4 protein-coding genes are annotated in these 18,191 nt (G+C 68.5%); all 4 read right to left on the minus strand.

All coding sequences use genetic code 11. The annotated features are described in order from the left end of the window. Positions 1 to 132 precede the first annotated feature (132 nt). From ACFCZ1_RS06505 to ACFCZ1_RS06520, 4 genes are read right to left on the minus strand one after another with little or no spacing between them, the layout of a single operon-like run. Positions 133 to 2,460, minus strand: coding sequence for a UvrD-helicase domain-containing protein (locus tag ACFCZ1_RS06505; protein ID WP_376677246.1), 2,328 nt, complete (start codon positions 2,458 to 2,460; stop codon positions 133 to 135). Beyond that, entirely contained in the window at positions 2,460 to 9,308 is a 6,849-nt protein-coding gene (locus ACFCZ1_RS06510; protein WP_376677247.1) for a DEAD/DEAH box helicase, read from the minus strand. The genes ACFCZ1_RS06505 and ACFCZ1_RS06510 overlap by 1 nt, the downstream gene beginning before the upstream one ends. Further along, entirely contained in the window at positions 9,305 to 14,944 is a 5,640-nt protein-coding gene (locus ACFCZ1_RS06515) for a hypothetical protein (RefSeq protein ID WP_376677248.1), read from the minus strand. Before ACFCZ1_RS06515 ends, ACFCZ1_RS06510 begins: the two co-directional genes overlap by 4 nt. Then, positions 14,944 to 18,108, minus strand: a complete 3,165-nt coding sequence (locus ACFCZ1_RS06520; RefSeq protein ID WP_376677249.1) for an SNF2-related protein — start codon at positions 18,106 to 18,108, stop codon at positions 14,944 to 14,946. The genes ACFCZ1_RS06515 and ACFCZ1_RS06520 overlap by 1 nt, the downstream gene beginning before the upstream one ends. Positions 18,109 to 18,191: the final 83 nt, after the last annotated feature.

Below are 18,191 nucleotides of genomic sequence, written 5' to 3' on the forward strand. Positions count from 1 at the left end.
GAATCGGCTCGAAGACTCCAGCTGACTCGTCCAGCCAACGACCTCCGGTCCAACATCACGCGATGCATAGCCTTGTAGGACGGCGATGAGGCGCAGCCTTTGCGCCCCCGCCGGGCAGGCCTTCGTCTTTCACTATCGGGAAATATAAGGGCTCGGTGTCCCGTGCCAGCTGATGCGAAGGGTGTCGCGGGCGCGGGTGGCGGCGACGAAGAGGAGTGAGCGGGCCTTGCGTTCCTCGCGGGCGTAGCGCTGGGGGTCGGATTCGCGGTAGCGGTCGATGACTGCGGTGCGGGGGATGACACCGTCGCGGGCGCCGACGATGGCGAGCTTCTGGTATTCGAGGCCCTTGAAGCGGTGCATGGTGCCGACGTGGACTTCGCCGTCGCCCTTGACGCCGTCCTTGGTGAGTTCGGCTACGGTGATGCCGGCCTCAGTGGCGAGGTAGTACATGACCTGGTTGACGGAGTCGCGGTCGGCGACGCAGACGGCGATGTTGCCGCGGGGGTCGCGGCGCGAGTTGTTGCCGCCGTCGCCGGAGGTTAGTTCCTCGCGCCAGGCGTGGAGGGTGGTGGCGAGTTGGGTGAGTTCGTCGTCCCAGGTGTCGCAGGGTGCGAGTTCGGGGACGGGGCCGCGAAGGACAGAGCGGTAGCCGGCGAGGGTGTCGGTGCCGTCGTCGAGGTCGTCGTAGGCGGGGGCGTTGCCCGTGCCGTCGACGACCTGCATCGCGCGGGCGAGGATCTCCTTGGTGGTGCGGTAGCTGAGGGTGAGGCGGGAGGAGCGGCCCCGGATGTTGACGCCGACGGTGCCGAGAGTGACCTGCTGGTCGTAGATGCGCTGGTAGGTGTCGCCGGCGATGAACATGTCGTCGGGGCCGGGGGCGACCATGGCGCGGAGCATCTTCCAGTGGGCGGGGCGCAGATCCTGGGCCTCGTCGACGACGACGTGCTGGTAGCGGTGGGCGATGTAGCGCATGCCGGAACTGTCGTCTCGGTGGATGAGGTCCTTGCCGCCGACCTCGTCCTTACGGTCCTGCCGGGCCTTGATCTTGGCGGCGCGTTCCATCTCGAAGCGGGCGGCACGTTCGGCTGCCTGGCCCCAGGTTTCGCGGTTCTCCTTGTCGAGGCGGGCGGTGAACTGCTCGAGGATCTTCCAGATCTGGGCGCGTTCGGGGCGGCTGACGGACCGGCCGCGGCCTGCGCGGCGGGCCTCGAAGTACGCCTTGCGGTTGCCGAGCGACTGGCCGAGGATCACCTGTTCCCATTCCTCGTAGAGGAACTCGGGCTCCCAGCGCTTCTCGTCGAGTTCGAACAGGAGGCGCTGGAGGATGCCGATCGCGACGCTGTCGTAGATGCGCTGCTTGCCGGTGCCGCTGAGTGAGTTCTCGTTGAGGACGCGAGCCGCGAGCTTGTCGATGTTGGTGATTTCGACGCGGGCCACGAGGTCGGGTTCGAGGAGGGAGGAGAGGCGCGCGCGGAGGTCGACGGTGAGGTTGGTGGTGAAGGTGGTGAGCAGGATGGGCTTGTTGTGGCCGGGAGGGAGCTGCTGGGCCAGGTGCTTGACCCGGTGGAGGGCGACGATCGTCTTGCCGGTTCCGGGGCCGCCGGAGACCCGGGCGGGACCGTTGTAACGGCGGTCGACGAGCTTGGCCTGGGCAGGGTGGAGGAAGACCTTCCAGGCCCGGAAGTCGCCTTCCTCCAGTACGACGCGGAGGTCATCGTCGATGGTGGTGACGGTGGTGCGGGCCAGCGCCGCGCCGAGGTCGTCACGTTCGGTGTCGGCGAGTTCGACCTCGACGGGGGCCGTGATCTCGCGCCGGACCTCGTCGATGGACATCCCGGCGGCAAGGCCGTAGAGGATGTCCTTGGTCAGGAGCGGGGCGCCGGAGACCAGCTGGTCGAGCTCGCCGCTCTCGGTGACGGCGAGTGCGAGGTCGATGAGCTGTGCGGCGACACCGAGCGACCGCAGGTCCTCGCCGGTGATCCCGGAGAGGAGCAGTGCGGCCGGCTCTACGGCGACCGACTCGTGAACCTCCGGGGCCGGCGTCGGCTGCTGGATCTCGGCCTCGGGCGCCGGGTCGACCGGGGTGAGGGTGACGCCGGCGCGCTGCAGCACGCTCTGCCCGACGACGGACAGGTCGACGAACTCGATCTCACCGGTGACGCGGTTGATCGCGACGGAGAGTTCTTCGTAGACGTGCTTGCGGTGGCGTACCGCGACGACGAGCCACCGCTCCTGGCCCTGCTCGTCCACGCCGGCCTTGGCGAGGAGGGCACGGTAGGACTGGTCGATCTTGGCGCGGAAGACCCGTCCGTCACCCTTGAGGGGCTTGAGGTCGAGGCCGGGGTGGTCGGGGTTCTGCCGGAATCGGTGGCAGAAGTCGTAGAACTTTCCCTTGACCGAGCGGTCGAGCTTGTACAGCTCGTGTTCGGCCTTTTCGTACAGGCTGAGCCGGGCGGTCATCAGGAGTTGGAGCCTTCCGTGTCGGGGAGGAGTGTCAGAAGGGTGTCGAGGTGATCGAGCCAGTCGGTGGCGGTACGTACGGTCCAGCCGTCGGCGACATAGGCCTCGTCGCGCTTGCGGCGCTCTTCTTCGGCTTGTGATCCGTGTGTGTCCGGCGCCACGACGACGGCGATCTTGATTTGGGAGTCGTCCCAGGCGAAGTCCGTCTGCCAGCCGCGTTCGCCCAGTTCGTAACCGAAGACAGGCGCCTTCTTGCCCTTGGCGGCGATCTTCTTGGCCAGCCGGGTGAGGTCGGATTCCGGTTCGTCCTCTTCCAGGAGCTCGAGGATGTCCTCGTCCCAGGCCCGGTCCCGCAGGACGCCGGCGACCATCTTCTCCAGGGAGGACTCTTCCGTCGATTCGGCGTCGGCCGCACCAGCGAGCACCGCGGTGCGGCTGTCCACCACCGAACTCACCTCGACGGCAGCCGGGTTCCGCTGGACGATCAGCGATTCGAGTTCGCCGACGCCGCCGCCGATGGCGAGGACCTCCACCGGGTAGTCGGCGGCCTGGCTGCTCGCGAGCTGGATGCCGTCGCCGCCGGCGAAGGCCAGGAACTGCAGTAGGTTCGACCAGTACAGCCAGGACCGCCACATCAGCTTGTGTTCGGCGGTGCCCAGGCTCTCGGTGCGGTCGTCGAGTACGGCGATGGCGCTCCATCCCGGCTCTTGGCCGGAGGCGTCCACGGTGTAGATCAGCGGCAGCCCTTTTTCGTCCACGGCGTGCAGGACGAGGATTGCTCCGTCGCCTTCCCCGGCTTCCGGCTCCGGCGCCTGACCGCGGCCGAGGGCGGTGAGGGCGGCCCGTACGGCTTCGCGTGCCTGGCCCCGGTCGGCCTGCTGTACGAGCGGCTCCGGCGTGCTCATCAGCCCGCCGACCAGCGCCTTGGCCCGCCGCCCCCATGCGGTACGGGAGGGCTGGCGCAGGTAGGCGAGGAGCGTGTCGATGGGATTGGCGAACACAACGGCCGAGAAGTGGGCGCGGTCGCCGCCCAGCTCCTCGTACCACTCTTTGGCGGTGTCCTGGCCGATGCGCCGGTAGGGCGGCCACACCGGCTGCGCCTTGGCGGCGTCACCTTTTTCGAAGAGCTCCAGGTCGTCCCAGGTGATCTGGAAGACGATGTGCCCGTCGGCCCGCAGATGGTTGCGCTTGGTGCAGTCGGGCGCGATCCGGTTGTGCATGCGGCTGGCGTGGTACCTGTGGCCGTCGAGGTAGACGGTGACGAGTCGGCGGGGGCCGTCGGTGGATTCAAAGGTGAAGTCGGTGCGGGTGTGCTCCATGCTGCGCTGGGCGGTGAGCCGCCAGCCGGTCGAGCGTACGGACCCGGTATCGGCGGCCTCTCCCGCACTGGCCGTGGGACCGGTGAAGCGGAGGTATCCGCTGTTCGTTCCACTCTCGTCGAGTGCGGCGTCGTCCTGGTTCTCGCTCCACTTGCGCAGGGCGGCCAGGAAGCGGGCCTCCAGGTCGGACTCGACCTGCTTGTCCAGGCCGATCAGTTCGGTGGACGCCACCTTGGTGACCGTCCACCCGTCGACGGGCTTACCGTCGGCGTCGCGCAGCGGCTCGCCGTTCTCGTCGACCGGTCCGAGGAGGTCGCCGAGGATCTCCAGGGCCTCGTGGCGTGAGACGACGTCCTGGTGGCGTTCCTCGGTGTAGCGGTGCAGACAGCGGTGGCAGGCCCGCAGGCCCTCGTCCTGACAGGGGCAGGCGAGGAGCACGGCACGGGCCTTGAGGAGCATCTCCTTGAAGTCGCCGGGGTCGGTCAGCCGGTCTAGATATCCGGTGCCGCCGGGGAGCCGGTCGAAGAGCACCAGGAAGTGGCGCTTCTCGCCGGTGGCCTGGTCGGGCATACGGGCCAGCGTGGTGTCCAGGTGTGCGGGGTCGCCGCCGAACTGCCGGTCGACGCCGAGCCGCAGTGCGGCCTTGAAGGAGTAGATCTTCTCCTCGACGAGCACGGTGGCCGCCGGCAGGAGCACCCGCAGCGCCTCGGTGTTCAGCTGGTGGGCGAGGAGCACCGGCTGCTGGGGCACGGTAGCGGCCTTCTTCCCACGCCGCAGCGGGCACCACGGCTGGTGGTGCTTGACCTTCGGGTTGCGGGCGGCCGAGGAGTCCAAGGCGTCGGTGGCGTGGTCGAAGACCGGCTTGCCGTCGGCGGTCGCCGCCCCGCACGCGGTGCACACGTGGAACGGGGCCATGCGGACGTCCTGCCCGGCGAGTTCGTCCTCGCTCTGACTGTCGAACCGCATCGGGCCGACGTTGATGCGACGAATCACCGCCTTGCGGCAGTAGTCGACGCCGAAGGTGTGGTGGGCGTGCCGCCAGGAGGCGCCGTGCTTGATCTCCTCCCGGGGGATGTCCACCGCGTCGATGACGGTGTAGTAGCGCTGTTCCCGGTCGTCCTTGTCGTCGCCGATACGGGCGTCCTCGCGTTTGTCGCGGGAGGTGACGGTCGTGGGCTCGATGACCTGGTGCAGGCAGGAACCGTCGTCCGCGATCCCGGTGCTGCCGCAGCGCGGGCATGGCGAGCGGTCGTCCTTGGCGTCCTCGGTGCGGACGTAGCCGCACTCCGGGCAGAACCGCCAGGCCTTCCAGTCCGGCTGAGAGGGGCTGCCGATGTCGATGCCGGTGATCTCGTGCTTGTAGCCGTTGACGTAGAACGTGTTGCCGGGCGCGAATTCGGACAGGGCGTAGCGCCGGGGCCGGTCGTAGGAGCGAATCTTGGAGTCGAAGCGGTCCCGGCCGGTGTTCGGATCCGTACCGTCGACCCAGTACAGCGTCGCGTTGAGGGTGGTGACGGAGTCGATGAGCGCGTAGTTCGGCAGCAGCCCGAGATCACACAGGGCCTGCTGGGCGGTGATGAGCCCGAGCTTGCTCAGGCGCTTGCCGAGCGCCCGGTGTTCGGCGTCGAGTTCGGCCTTACGTTCGCGCTGCTCGTCCTCGGTGTCGTGGAGTTCGTCGCGGGCCTCCGCGATGTACCGCAGTCGCCGCCGCAGCACCTCCTCGGCGTGGAGCCACTGTCGCTCGGCCCGCTCCACCGCGCTGCGCAGCCCACGCCCGGCGAAGGCCCGCAGGTCGTCGGCGGCCTGTTCGTTGACACCGACGGGGAACAGGTCCAGGAACCCCTCGACCAGGTTCGAGGCGTCCGCGAGCGCCGCTTCGACGAGATCGGCGAGATATCCGGACGGGCCGAAGAGGGCCGGGGCGTCCCGTACGACTGCGGGCAGCGGACGGCCGTCAGTGCGCGACAGCCGGCCCCGCGCGGCGAGGTCGAGGAGGTGTGCAAGGTACTGGCGGCGCAGGATCTCGATGGCCGACAGGTGACTGCCCGGCGGCACGATCTGCCCGGCGATCATCTCGCGCGGCTGCTCCAGGTAGTACAGGTCTCGGCGGCTGCGGTCGGGGATGGTCAGCAGGAACGCGTTTCCGGTACGGCGCCCTGCTCGGCCCACCTGCTGGGCGTAGTTGGCAGCGCGCCTCGGCAGCGCGGCGAGCACGACGGCCGACAGGTCACCGATGTCGATGCCCATTTCGAGCGTCGGCGTACAGGACAACACGTTGGGATCCTTGAACCCGCTGCCGTCCTTGAACGCCGCCTCGACCCGCTCCCGCTCCGGCCGGGTTAGCATGCCCGTGTGCTCGGCCGTGATGACCTGGTACGTGCCTGCCTTCCGGTACAGCCTGCGGTAGTAGTCCTCGCGGTAGTTACGGTCCCGCTGGTGCTTGCCGAGCCCCTCGGGCCGGTCGCCCGCGACGAGATGGCCGGTGCGGCAGCGGTAGGACGGGCAGCGCTGCCCGTCCCACTGCGCGAGTAGGCCGGGGTGGACGGTCTGCTCCCAGAAGCAGTCCGGGCAGCGGACAAACGCCTCGTTCACCTCGGCGTCCTTCAACAGCTGTACGTCGATCGCGCCCGGCTTCAGACCGTAGACGCGCAGGCTGCTGTCGGTCGGAGTACGCACCGAGAGCAGACCTGCCTCGACCAACGCAGGCAGCAGCCGCGACCAGAACTCCGCGGCCTGCTCTCGCGGCAGCCCGAGCGTGCGCTGCGCCCACCGCTCGTACCAGGAGAGACGGCCGGTCGCGAAGTCGAACTCGCTCCTCGTCTTGGGGGTGCTGAGCAGGAACACCGGGGCCGCGATGCCCTTGGGGAAGGCGCGCATACCGGGAGGCCGCTTGCCCCAGATGAAGTACCGGCTGGTACCGGCCTCCGAGAGGTACCCCTCCAGCCACTTGTGACCGATCGCGCCACGGGTCCGCAGCCGCTCCAGGAAGATCCGCAGGAACCCGAGGTAGCGGGCGTCGTCCTGCTCGATGACCGGCAGCCCGCCGCCGCGCCCGTACGGCTCGGTGTGCGCGGCTTTGACCAGGGCGATCGCGGAGGCAGGGTCCTCGATGCGCACGTGGGCGGCGGCGGTGCGGGTGAGTTCCAGGGTGCGGCCGTTGCGGGAGCGGAAGCCGAACTCCATCAGCGCCTCGAACGCGAAGCGCTCGCCGATCAGCTCCCAGGTCTTCCTGTCCCCGCCTCGCCCCTGACCGGACAGGAGCCGCTTGACGCCCTTGAAGTCGTGCAGGTCGGTGGGGACGACGGCGGCAAGGGTCTCGCGGTCGGTGGTCGCCGCGACCACGTCGGCGATCAGGTCGTGCAGCGCGGTCGGCGTCTCCTCCGACAGGTGCTTTTTGAACAGTGCGCGCAGGGAGAAGGTGTACGAGCGGCTGGCCACGAACCCGGCTCGGTGCGCGGCGTCCTGCACCGAGTCGTTGAACATCAGGGTCTTGTCCTCACCCTGCGCCCGGTCCATCTCCCCGCCGGTGAACAGCTGGGTGACCGAGGCCGCGGCGAGGGCGGCGGCACCGGTACCGAGGAAGCGGATTGCGTTGTGCGAGCCGCAGGCCGGGCACCAGTCGTCCTCTGCGGCGGTGGTCGCGGTGTCCCCGAGGCAGACGAGGACGAAGGCCGAGTCGGCTCCCGCCAGCCGGGGCGCGCCGGTCTCCTGGTCGTAGTCCTCGACCGGATCCGGCAGCCGCAGGCGGCGCCTCGGCCCGTCCAGTACACGCAACTGCCCGGCGTTGGTGGCCGCGAGGGCGGTGCCGCCGCGGCCCGCACCGCGCCCGGCCTCTTCCATCGGGGCGGCACCCGAGCCCTCCTGGGACTCCTTCTCGGTGGCCGCTATCAGGTTCCGGACCCGCATCTTGTCCTGGCTGACCGAGGCTCGCCGGATCTTGTGCGTGTCGACCTGTACGTCCGCGTCGTCGGTCTCCGGGGAGAACACCGCCCAGCCCGAACGGCCGCAGTCACGGCAGTAGACGGCTGGCAGAAACAGGTTCGCGGCCGCGCCCGCGGTCGCCGTCGTCACCGGGGCGGTACGGGCCGGCTGCTCGCCCGAGTGGTGGGCGGAACCGGCCGAGTCCCACTGGAACTCGGCCTTGGGCCACGGCAGCACACCGCGCACGACCCGCGACACCGACCGCGCCCACTGATGCACCTCGACCTGCACGAAGGGCCGCGGCCGCTCGGGTGTGGAGGCCGGATCACGAGCCACCGAGAGTAGCGCCAGGAGCCGGGCGAGGGCGGACGCCGCCACCTCCGGCTGCCGGGTGATCGCCTGCCCCCAGGAGAACGCGCCCCGCCGCCACATCAGGTCCAGTACCTCGGGCACGGTCCGCACCTGCCCGTCCAGGGCATGCATCACCGCCGAGGTCAGCATGTGCTTCTTCAACAAGCCGCCGAGCACGAGCGGGTTGGTCTCACGGGTGCCGGTGACGGCCTCGACGAGCGCGAGGAACTCCTCCTCGCCGAGTGACGGGTCAGGGAGGGTGGCCAACTCGTCCGGGACCGGGATCGGCAACATCGGATCGAAGCCGCTCGGTGGCACGAACTCGTCGACCGTCTGCCGGCGCTCCCCGACGATCGAGGAAACGTCGAACTCCGTACCGAACACCTGCGTCGCGACATCGAGGAGCTGACGGACCCCGTCCTGGTCCGTGCTGTCGGAGGCGAGGGTTGCCGAGGTCGCCACCGGGCAGATCCGCCCCAACGGACGGCCCTTCTCCGCCACCCCGACCGCCGAGGCGAGGCGGCGCAGGAGCATCGCGACGTCCGTGCCCTGCGCGCCGTCGTAGGTGTGGAACTCGTCCACGACCACGTAGCGGATGTCCGCATCCGCCCACAGCGGGGCGTCCTGGGCCCGCTGGAGCAGCAGGTCCAGCATCTTGTAGTTCGTGATCAGGATGTCGGGCGGCGAGATCTGCATGTCCGACCGGCGCGTGTACACCCGGTCGTAGTGCGTCGCCGCCTTGTCGCCGATGTAGAGCCCGGCCCGTACCTTGTGCAACGCCTCGTGCTCACACAGGAGTTCGTTGATGCGCTGGGCCTGGTCGGTGGCGAGCGCGTTCATCGGGTAGAGGAGTACGGCCTTGACCCCGGCCCGGCCGGCCGCCCGCTCGCGGGCGCAGTGGTCCAGTACGGGATAGAGGAACGACTCGGTCTTGCCGGAGCCGGTACCGGTTGTCACGAGCGTGGGCTTCGGCGTACGGCCGCCCGCCGAGGACAGCCGTTCGAAGGCCTTCGCTTGATGCGCGTACGGTGTCCAGCCGTCGGTCCGTCGCCAGTCCAGATACCCGGTCCAGGACGCGTCGGCCGCGACGAACGGCGTGCGCAAGCGGAGGAACGGCCCCCGGAACATCCCGGAGTTCTCGTCCCCCAGGAACCGGTGCAGCGCCTGCCGCGCGCCCTCGTCGGTCAGCGCGTAGGTGGTGGACAGGTACTGCAGCAGGCTCTCCTTGAGCCCCTGCGCCTCGAGCGTCGGCCTCACGGCTTGGGTACCTCCTGTGCGACCGGGTCCCACTTGCCGACTTCGACAGCGGCGTCGAGACGCTTCTGGAAGTAGGCGTGAGCCTCGCGCATCTCGGTCTCGCGGTCGGCCTTGTAGAAGGGGGCGGTGTAGCCGTCGGGGACGGAGGCGTGCTCGGGGTCGCCCTGGTACGCCTCGAACTGGGCCCACGAATCCTTCGTCTGACGCTGCCCGATCGTGCGGGCGTAACTCGCCAGCTTCCAGCCCTCGGCGTCGAACCAGCTCGCGGCCTCGTACTTCTGGAGTACAGGGAAGCGGCCCCGGTAGGCGGCGATTAGGGCGTCGGCGTCCATGCCGAGCCAGACGGCGACGAGGGCGTCGATCTCAACGAGGGCGGAGCGGCGGGCGCGCTCGGAGCGGAGGGGGGTACTTGCCACCCAGGTTGGAGTCACCTCGTGGAGGGGCTGGAGATCGGGCCACCCCCGCGCCCACGGCTCGTAGGCGACCCAAGTCGGGTCGTAGAGCTCTTCCCACAGGGGAGCGTATGCCTGGGTGAGGCAGTTGAGGCGAAGGGTGCGGAGGAGAAGAGCAGGAGCAAGGGGATGTTCAGGAGAGGCAGCGGGCATCGCCTTGGTCCCGGCTACCCGCTGGTGTGAGCGTCCGGTCACCCTGACGAAGTAGTCCAAGGGCAAGGAGGCCCAGAACCCTGCTGCCAAGGCTGTGAGGTCGGGTTTCGGCATCACTAGGCTGTGCACCGCATCGACGTGCGCAGGGCCAGGTGGGATCACCGCCGGGAACAGAGCTCGTTCGCTGTTGGGAGAGATCATTACTCGCCACGCGAGGCGCGGGAAAACTGTGGACCGTCGTCGCGCCCGATCCACGAGAAGTGCGTCTACCTTCTCAGGGTCCACCTTCGCCTCGGGTACGGAATTCGCGTGGGCGACCTGCTGACGTGCCCGTGCGACAGCCTTCTCATCAGTCCGGAGTCGTGCGAGCGCCCGGTGATCGATCCAGCGGTCCTGCGCCGCAAGGTACTCCTGGGACCGTCCCTCGGCCCGTACATATGCGGTGTCCGGCACGAAGTCGACCGGAAGGTTCATCAGGTCCGCGCCATAGGCGTCATTGCTGTTGGCGTCATGGCATTTGAACACCGGGGTGGCGACACTCAGCTGGGGGCCCTTGAGGATGACGTGTCGCCAGCGATCGGGCTGGAACAGGTTCCCCGTGGTGCTGTCGGGACGGTTGTAGTCGATCAGGTTGTCCTTCTTCGCCCCGCTCTCGTGGTACCCGGGAGAGATCTGTGGTGCGAAAGCACCCAGCCTTACTGGGTAGTCGGCCAGGGCACTGATGGCCGAAGCTTCCCCGGTGCTGACCGGGAAGAGGAGACGCGCCTGCTGTACGGGCTGCTGCCCTTCGTCGTCGAGCAGGCGCTGCCACACAGCGAGCAGGTCTTCATCAACATGTACGACGCGAGCCTTGTGCGGACGTTCATCGAACTCGGCGTTCTTGTAACGAACTCCGGGTACGTCGCCCGAACCGTCGTGGTCAGACGAGTACCGCAGGGCGTCTGCAGATACCAGCCAGGAGAGATGGTCGAAGCCGATCTCCTTGACGTCGCCGTAGATGTTTACGCCGAAATGTGTGCCGTCGCCAACGGGGCGGGGAAAGAATCGCTGCCCGGAGTTGACGAAGTCGCCGTGAATCCGGAGCCGCCGGTACGCAGCCTCCCGGAGCGCCCCCTCCTTGTCACCCGTGAAGTGGGTGTCGGAATGCAGGAACCCCGTGGTGCCTGCGGCAGCGTTGTGATCCCATGCTTGGCACATGAAGGCCCTGTAGAGGTCCGGCTGGGTCCCCGTTAGCAGCGGATACACCTGCGGGGAACCGAAGAAGCCGACCTGGGCGACGACGTCCGTGATCTCGCCCTGCACATACTGCTTGATTCGTGGCGCCCCGAGCAGTTCCGAGCGACGCTTGTCCTTTGCGGATGTGGACGCCCGCTCCTCCAGCGCGAACCAAGGCTCGTGCTCCGCGAGAACCCCGGACTCGTCCCAACGGGGACGCACCCACGGCGGGTTGCCGACCTGGAGGTCGAACCCGCCGCCTTGAGCGAAGACGAGCGCGTACTCAAGTTCCCAGTGCAGGAACCCCTGGTCCTCGGCGATGTCACGGACCGCACCCATCCAAGGAAAGCGCGCTTCAGGCTCCCACTGGTCCATGTCCATCTCTGTCTCGTCCTGGATGAGCTGCTCGTACTCGCTGAGCTCCTCCAGGGTGTTGAGGGACCCGATGAGCGATCCGGCGTCCGGGACCGGTCCACGCCCGAGCATGGCCTCCAGGAAGTCCAGCCAGTCGTCGAGGTCCTTCAGCGCGATGAGCGGCCGGCGGGCGGGTCGGGAGAGATCGGGGGAGGGCTGCTTCCTGGTCTTCACCGTCGTTTTCGACGGGCCGACCTCCTTGACCTCCACATGGACCACGCCGTCGGAGGACGCCTCGATGTCGGACATCGAGATCTGGTCGCCCTCCATGGCGAAGAGCATGGTGTTCTCCACGAAGCGCGGCGCGCTCGTGGGCATGGGCGGGGACGGAGGCGGGGTCACCCCGGCCTCAGCCGCCGACGCGGCCTCGACGGGCGGCACTGCATCATCCAGCGGCACCACAGTCGCGGACATCGCCTCGATCAGGTCGCCGATACTGCCGGCGCCCTCACCCCCCACCACCGGGGCACCCGCATACGCGTCGGCCGTCCCGTTGAGCAGCCCCGCCTTCCCCACCGGCCAGAACCACAGCGCGCACCACGCGTCCATGACGCGCTTGAGCCGCCAGTACGGGGTTCCCGCCGCGCGGAACAGGTCCGCGTACACCCTCTCCTTCGACATCCGGACGGAGGCGGCATCCGTACTACCCCCGTCGCCCACGGACCGCCGCAGGAAGGCGAACTCCTCGTCCTCCGTGTCCGCGCCCCAGACGTCGATGCTGCGGGCGATCTCCCGCTCCGACAGCTCCATCCGCTTGACGACGAGCGACCACAGGAACTCCGCCCGCTGCGCCGCGTCCCGCAGCCGCGTGTACTGCGAGGCCGCCTCGTCGCCGGACTTCCGGTCGAGGATCGGCTCGCCGGTTTTCTTGTTCAGCCGCCGTGCCGGCGTCTTCAGGATTCCCTTCTTCCACTCCCCAAGATCCTTCACCCCACCCTCGGCCAGCTGCACGAGCAACTTCTTCGCGTCGCCGCTCGCGCCTGTGACCGCCGCCCACCCCGGTGTCGGCAACAGGAACTGGTGCACCGCCCCGTCCGGCAGCGGCTGCTCGGCCCCGTCCTTCAGGAACGGCAGCGGCTCCGGCGCGAGAGGCTTGGCGTTGAGCCAGGGGGCCTTGCCCTTCAGCGGGGCCACGTCACCGGCCGCGTACACGGCCCGCCGCCCGCCGATCAGCGAGTTGCCGCGCCGCAGGTGCAGCCCGAACCACGGGGCTCGCATCCCGGGATGCATGGTGTTCAGCCACATGGAGACCTCGGCCAGCTCGACGCCGGTCGCGTTGAGGTCGACTCCGTAAGCGTTGTGCAGGGCGATGTACGCCTTGGCCTTCTGCTTCTCCGTCAGCGCGTCGCCCGTCGGCACGGACACACCCAGCTCGTCCTGCCGGCGCCGCAGGTACTCCTCGGCGACCTGGTTGATCGCCTCGTTGAGGAACGCCCCCGACCCCAGCGCGGGCTCACAGATCCGGTACTTGAGGAGCTCCGAGGCACGCGTCTTCACGACGTTTCCGTCGGCGTCGCGCTCCTGGTCGAGCCGGTGCTTGAGCGCCAGCTCGACGGTGACCTTCGTCAGCGACTCGGGTGTGTAGTACGAGGCGGACGTCTCCCGGTCACGGCCGGCCAGACGGTACACGAAACGACCCGGCGGGTACTTCTTCGGACCGCGTAGCCCCTTCACCGCGTCCCGGTCGTCGTACGTCACCCAGGTGTTCTCGGGGTACTCCTTGAGCCGCTGCGATGGCACCAGCCAGGAGCCCTTCGCCGGGTCGCCGCCCTTGGCGACCTCGCACAGCTCTTCCTCGGCGATGATGCCGGTGTACGACATCAGCCCCTCGTACACGGCCCCTAGCTGGTTGATGCCGAGGTTGCGGTAGGAGATGAACCCGGCCCGGCCCCCGGCCCGTTCGGCCTTCTTCAGGGTCAGTAGACGCAGCACCTCGTGCAGGGCGCTGTTGCGCGGCCGCAGGTCCAGCCAGCGTGGCTCGTTGTCCTCGTCGCTGCGCGGGTCGCGGGTCTCGTTGCCGATGAGGCGGACGGAGTCACGCTCGAAGAGCTCGCTGCGCAGCGGCTCGAAACGCAGCCCGCGGTCCTCGCTCCGGAACTTCGCCTTTCGACGCCGGGTGTCCTCGTCGTCACCGGGCAGCTCGTCGTTCGGCTCGGTGCCATAGGGCCGGTAACCGTTGTTGACCTTCTTGAAGAGGACGTCCAGTGATGCGTGCAGATGGAATCCGTTACGAGCCGCCTCCTCGGTCAACAGCTCGTCGCGCTCCACCAGTTCACGCAGGCGCGCCATCGAGTAGCCGGCCTCGTAGGAGCCGTCGTCTGCGGGGAGGATGCCCAGTTCAGGGCGGGCCTCGGCATACAACAAGAACAAAATGCGGTAGAGGTAGCGCAGCGACTCTCGGGTGAGCTGCCGGGCGAACGACAGGTCCGGGCGCTCGATGTCGCGCGGGTCGAGCCCGGACTCCTCCAGACGTTCCAGGATCGCGTTGGCGATGATCTCGACGGACTTCTGGAGTCCTTCGCGAAGCTCCCCGGAGACGCCGACCGCGTTGTCGCGGGACGCCTTAACCAGCGCGTCGATGGCCGGTGGCTTGCCGTCCTCGGCTGGTACGAGTGCGTCGTGGCTGAACAGGCCCGCGATGGTGGCAAGCTCGCCGTGCTGGCGGCGATCGTTGCGCTCCAGGGCGGCGTCGAGGTTTGCGGAGAGGTAGCGGCCCTCGCCCCAAGCATGCCGGTCGGCGAGGACGATGACGCCGCCGCACAGGAGCAGTACGAACCGCGGGGCCGCGCCACCCTCCTCACGCAGCTCGCTCTGGAACAACCAGGTGGCGAGCGCCTGCCCAGTCTCGTAACTCTCACCGCTGCCCGCCCGCAGCGGGTGGAGCAGGCGGCCGTACCCGTCCGCGTCGAGCGCCGTGTCGTTGCTCGCCGACCAACCGCAGTCCAGGGCTACGATGCCGTCGCTGTGCCAGGCCACGGTCACCTCGTGCTCGCGTCCGGCGCGGTGCACGGTCAGGGTCCGTGCGGTGGGTTCCGCTGAGACGGAGGGGAAGCCGAGCGCGGCGAGGACCTGCCGGTGCCAGTCCTGTACGCGCTCGCACCACTCCGCGTCCCCGTAGGTGTTGAGGCGGGCCTCGAAGGCCGCGGCTTCCGGGTACTCGTCATCCTGCTCGTCGGCCTTGGCCTGCTCGGCGAAGAAGCCGCGGTACTTCTCGTCCAGGTACGTCGAGCGCAGTGCCCGCACCGACTCGCGCGGCGTGGGGCGCGGGTCGTGCTCGTCGCTCTCTCGGTTGGCCCAGGTGGCGAAGACGCCCTTCTTGAGGCCGTCGCCGAGCTGCTCGGCGAAGTAGAACGCGGACAGGTACTCGCCGCGGTTGGAGAAGGAGTCGAAGTCGGTACTCATCAGGCGATCGTCTCTCCGGCAACAGGCGCAGCGGATACATCGGTGACGTCAGCAGGCGTCGCGGACAGCGGTTCAAGGACGCCGAGCAGGCGCAGCATCGGCGCTCCGGAGGTCCGCAACGACCGGATCATGGACTTGCGACGGCTCGCCGTGAGGTTCACGTCCTGCTTGGCCTTCTGCGAGCGGGTCGAGGCGGCGAAGAGGGCGTCCTGCTGCCACTGGGCGACCCGCTTCTCGTACGGGGCGAGCACCGCGTCGATCGCCTCCTTGTACTCCGCCGCCCGGTCGGTGAGGAACTCGGTCGCCGCGTCGACGGCCGCCGGCACCAGCGTCTGGAGCCCCTCCCGGTCGGCGGGGGTTGCGCGTCCGGGCATCTTCGGGCCGACATTGCACGCGGCGAGGAAGGCGTCGTCGATGCATAGAACGCGCGGTGCGGTGGGCAGGCCGACGACGGCCATCCACTCCACGACGGTAGGGCGGCCCACCGCGTTGGAGTAGATGCCCTGGACCAGGTACACCGGACCGGCCAGGTCGGCCGGTAGCTGCTCGTCCAGCTTCCCGGCCGCTTCGAGATCGGGGGTGTAGGCGAGAACGAACGCCTCGTCGTGCCGCAGGGCGGCCAGGGCCTTGTCGGTCACCCAGTCCAGGACGGGATGGACGTCCGACACGTAACTGACGTTAGGCCACTGGCTCTCGGTGGTCTCCCGGGCGACCTCGAGGCGCTTGGCCGCGAGCCCCTTGTCGAAGGTGAGCCGCAGTCGGCCCTCCTTCTTCGGTGTGGGCAGGATGCCCTGGTCGGTCAGGTACGACTTGGGCAGCGACTTCAGCCGGTACACCAGGTCCGGCGGCGGTTCGAAGGCGATTGTGCCGTCGTCCTCACGGCGCAGCTTGAGCACGTTCTCCGGCTTGTCGGGGAAGTACGTCTGGCGCAACGCCTCGTCGAAGTAGGCGGCCGTGGAACCCGACGCGCCGAAAAGGCTCGGCACCGTGGCGACGGGAACGTCGTCGGTCGGCTTCTTGGCGCCGACGTTGCCCATCAGCCGGCCAAGCATCGCCTTCGCGCCGCCGCTGGATTTCTTGATGGACTCCTCGACCGTCCGCCCGGAGATCAAGTCTCGCGTCAGGCGGTCCTCTTCCTCCTTTGCTCGGTAGATACCGGTGACGGCCTCAGCCGAGCCCTCGATCCGGTGCGCCTCCTCCTCACGAGCCAGGAGCTTGGAGCCCACCAGGCGGTCATCCAGATGGAGCGGCTCGCCCTTCTCACCCGTGCGCCACTCCACATCGCCGGTGAGGACCATGGCCCGGAACTGAGGGGCCTTGCTCTGTCCGTAACGGTCGATACGGCCGTTGCGCTGCTCGATGCGGATCAGCGACCACGGAAGGTCGTAGTGAATCAACTGGTGGCACTGCTGGTGCAGGTTGACACCTTCGGAGGCGACATCGCCGGTGAACAGGATGCGGACCGGGTCGGTCTTCAGCCCGAACTTGGAGACGATGTCCTTCTGCTCGTCCTCGTTGCTGGCCTCTCCGTGCATGACCTGGACCGCGCCGCCGTAGGCCAGCCAAGGCTTCGAATCCGCCACGGACTCCTCCAGCTTGGTCCCGGCCCGGAAACCGAGCCGGGACGGGACTACTTTGGCGAGCCACTTCAAGGTGGGGATGCGCTCCGAGAAGACCACGACCCGCATGTCCGATCCCGGGCCCACCCCGATCTCCTTGAGCTCGCGCACCAGGGCGTCGAGCTTCGCGGAGTCGTCGTCGCCGATGTCGGCCGCAAGGCGCTCAAGATCCACGATGGCCTCGCGCTCAATACGGCGTTCGGCCTCGCGGGCCGCCGGGTCCTGCCCCCTCCTGACCTTGAGGGGAGCCTCCAGGACTTTCCGCCGCGCCGCGACCGAGTCCTGGAAGGCCCGGTGCGAGGACAGGAACGACTTCAGCAGGTTGTAGGCCACCATCGTGTCCGCACACACCGAGGAAGCGGCCGGATCGCGCGGTGTCCACCGCGCGGCGAGCTCCTCCAGGACCGCCCGCTCCTTCGTCCCGGCCTCGCAGACCACCGGCCGGGACGGGCCACGATCGGCCCACTTGCCCTTGAGGGAATCCCGTACCTCGCGGTCGGTCTTGGTCCGCCGGATGTACAGGTGGCCGAGGTCCTTCACCTCGTACTCCGACGTGTTCGCGATCGCCGTCTTGTCCAGCATCCGGATCAGCTCGGCGAAGGACTCCGTCGCACCGTTGTGCGGGGTCGCGGAGGCGAGGATCAGCGCGTCGGTGTGATCGGCCAGGGCACGGGCGAGGTCGTTGTTCTTGGTGCCCCGGTTGACCAGGTTGTGCGACTCGTCGATGACCACCGCGTCCCAGTGGGAGTTCTCCAGGTGGTGGGCGTAGACGTCGCTCTTCAAGGTGTCCACGGAGATGATCGCGCGCTTGAAGTACGCGAACGGGTTGCGGCCGGCCGGGATGTCCCGCTGGATGCGCTGGATACCGGTGGAGTCTAGGCGGACCAACGGGATGGAGAAGCGGGTCCACAGTTCGCGCTGGAACTGCTCCAGGACGTGCGCCGGAGTGACCACCAGGATGCGCTCGCCGCGCCCGCGGCGGATGAGCTCGGCGAGCAGGATGCCGATCTCCAGGGTCTTTCCCAGCCCCACCACGTCGGCGATCAGGACCCGCGGCTGCGGGTTCTCCTTGGACAAGGCCAGCTCGGCGGGGCGCAGCTGGTGGGTCTGCTGATCCATGAGGAAGTTGTCGGCCAGCGCGAGACCGTGCTCGGTCTGCGGGAGCGCGGTCTTGCGGATGACCGCCTCCAGGTAGAGGCGGGCCTTGCGATGGTTCGGGGAGTCGTCCGGGACCAGAAGGGTCTTCTTCGGGTCGAGGGCCTCGATGTAGTCGAGTTTGTCGTAGAAGACGGCGTCGGTCCCGCGGACGAAGGAGGAGACGCCGGTGGCCTCGACCATCCAGTCCTCGTCACCCACTGGCGTAACGGTTTTGACCAGCCACTGCTCGTCGCGGACCCGGACCTGCGCGCCCGGCGCGTACTTGGCCTGGCGGGTCAGGGAGGCGGCGCCTGTGGGGCCGGGAACGGCGGAGTCCACGGCTTCATCCGCAGTGAACTCCGTGTCGAACGCGCCCTGACCGTCGCCGGTCTCCGTCACGCTGGTCACGTACCGCTCCATTCCTTCATACTGCTGTTTCACATGCGCTCCGGAGAAGCCCGGAGGTGAGGTACGGCGAATCGATTATTTGC

Origin of the sequence: Streptomyces sp. NPDC056224 (assembly GCF_042267665.1) — a bacterium.
Taxonomy (GTDB): Bacteria; Actinomycetota; Actinomycetes; order Streptomycetales; family Streptomycetaceae; genus Streptomyces.

Coding starts and splice junctions, on each gene's coding strand:
- ACFCZ1_RS06505 (WP_376677246.1), bottom strand. CDS start 2,460: ATGACCGCCCGGCTCAGCCTGTACGAAAAGGCCGAACACGAGCTGTAC.
- ACFCZ1_RS06515 (WP_376677248.1), bottom strand. CDS start 14,944: ATGAGTACCGACTTCGACTCCTTCTCCAACCGCGGCGAGTACCTGTCC.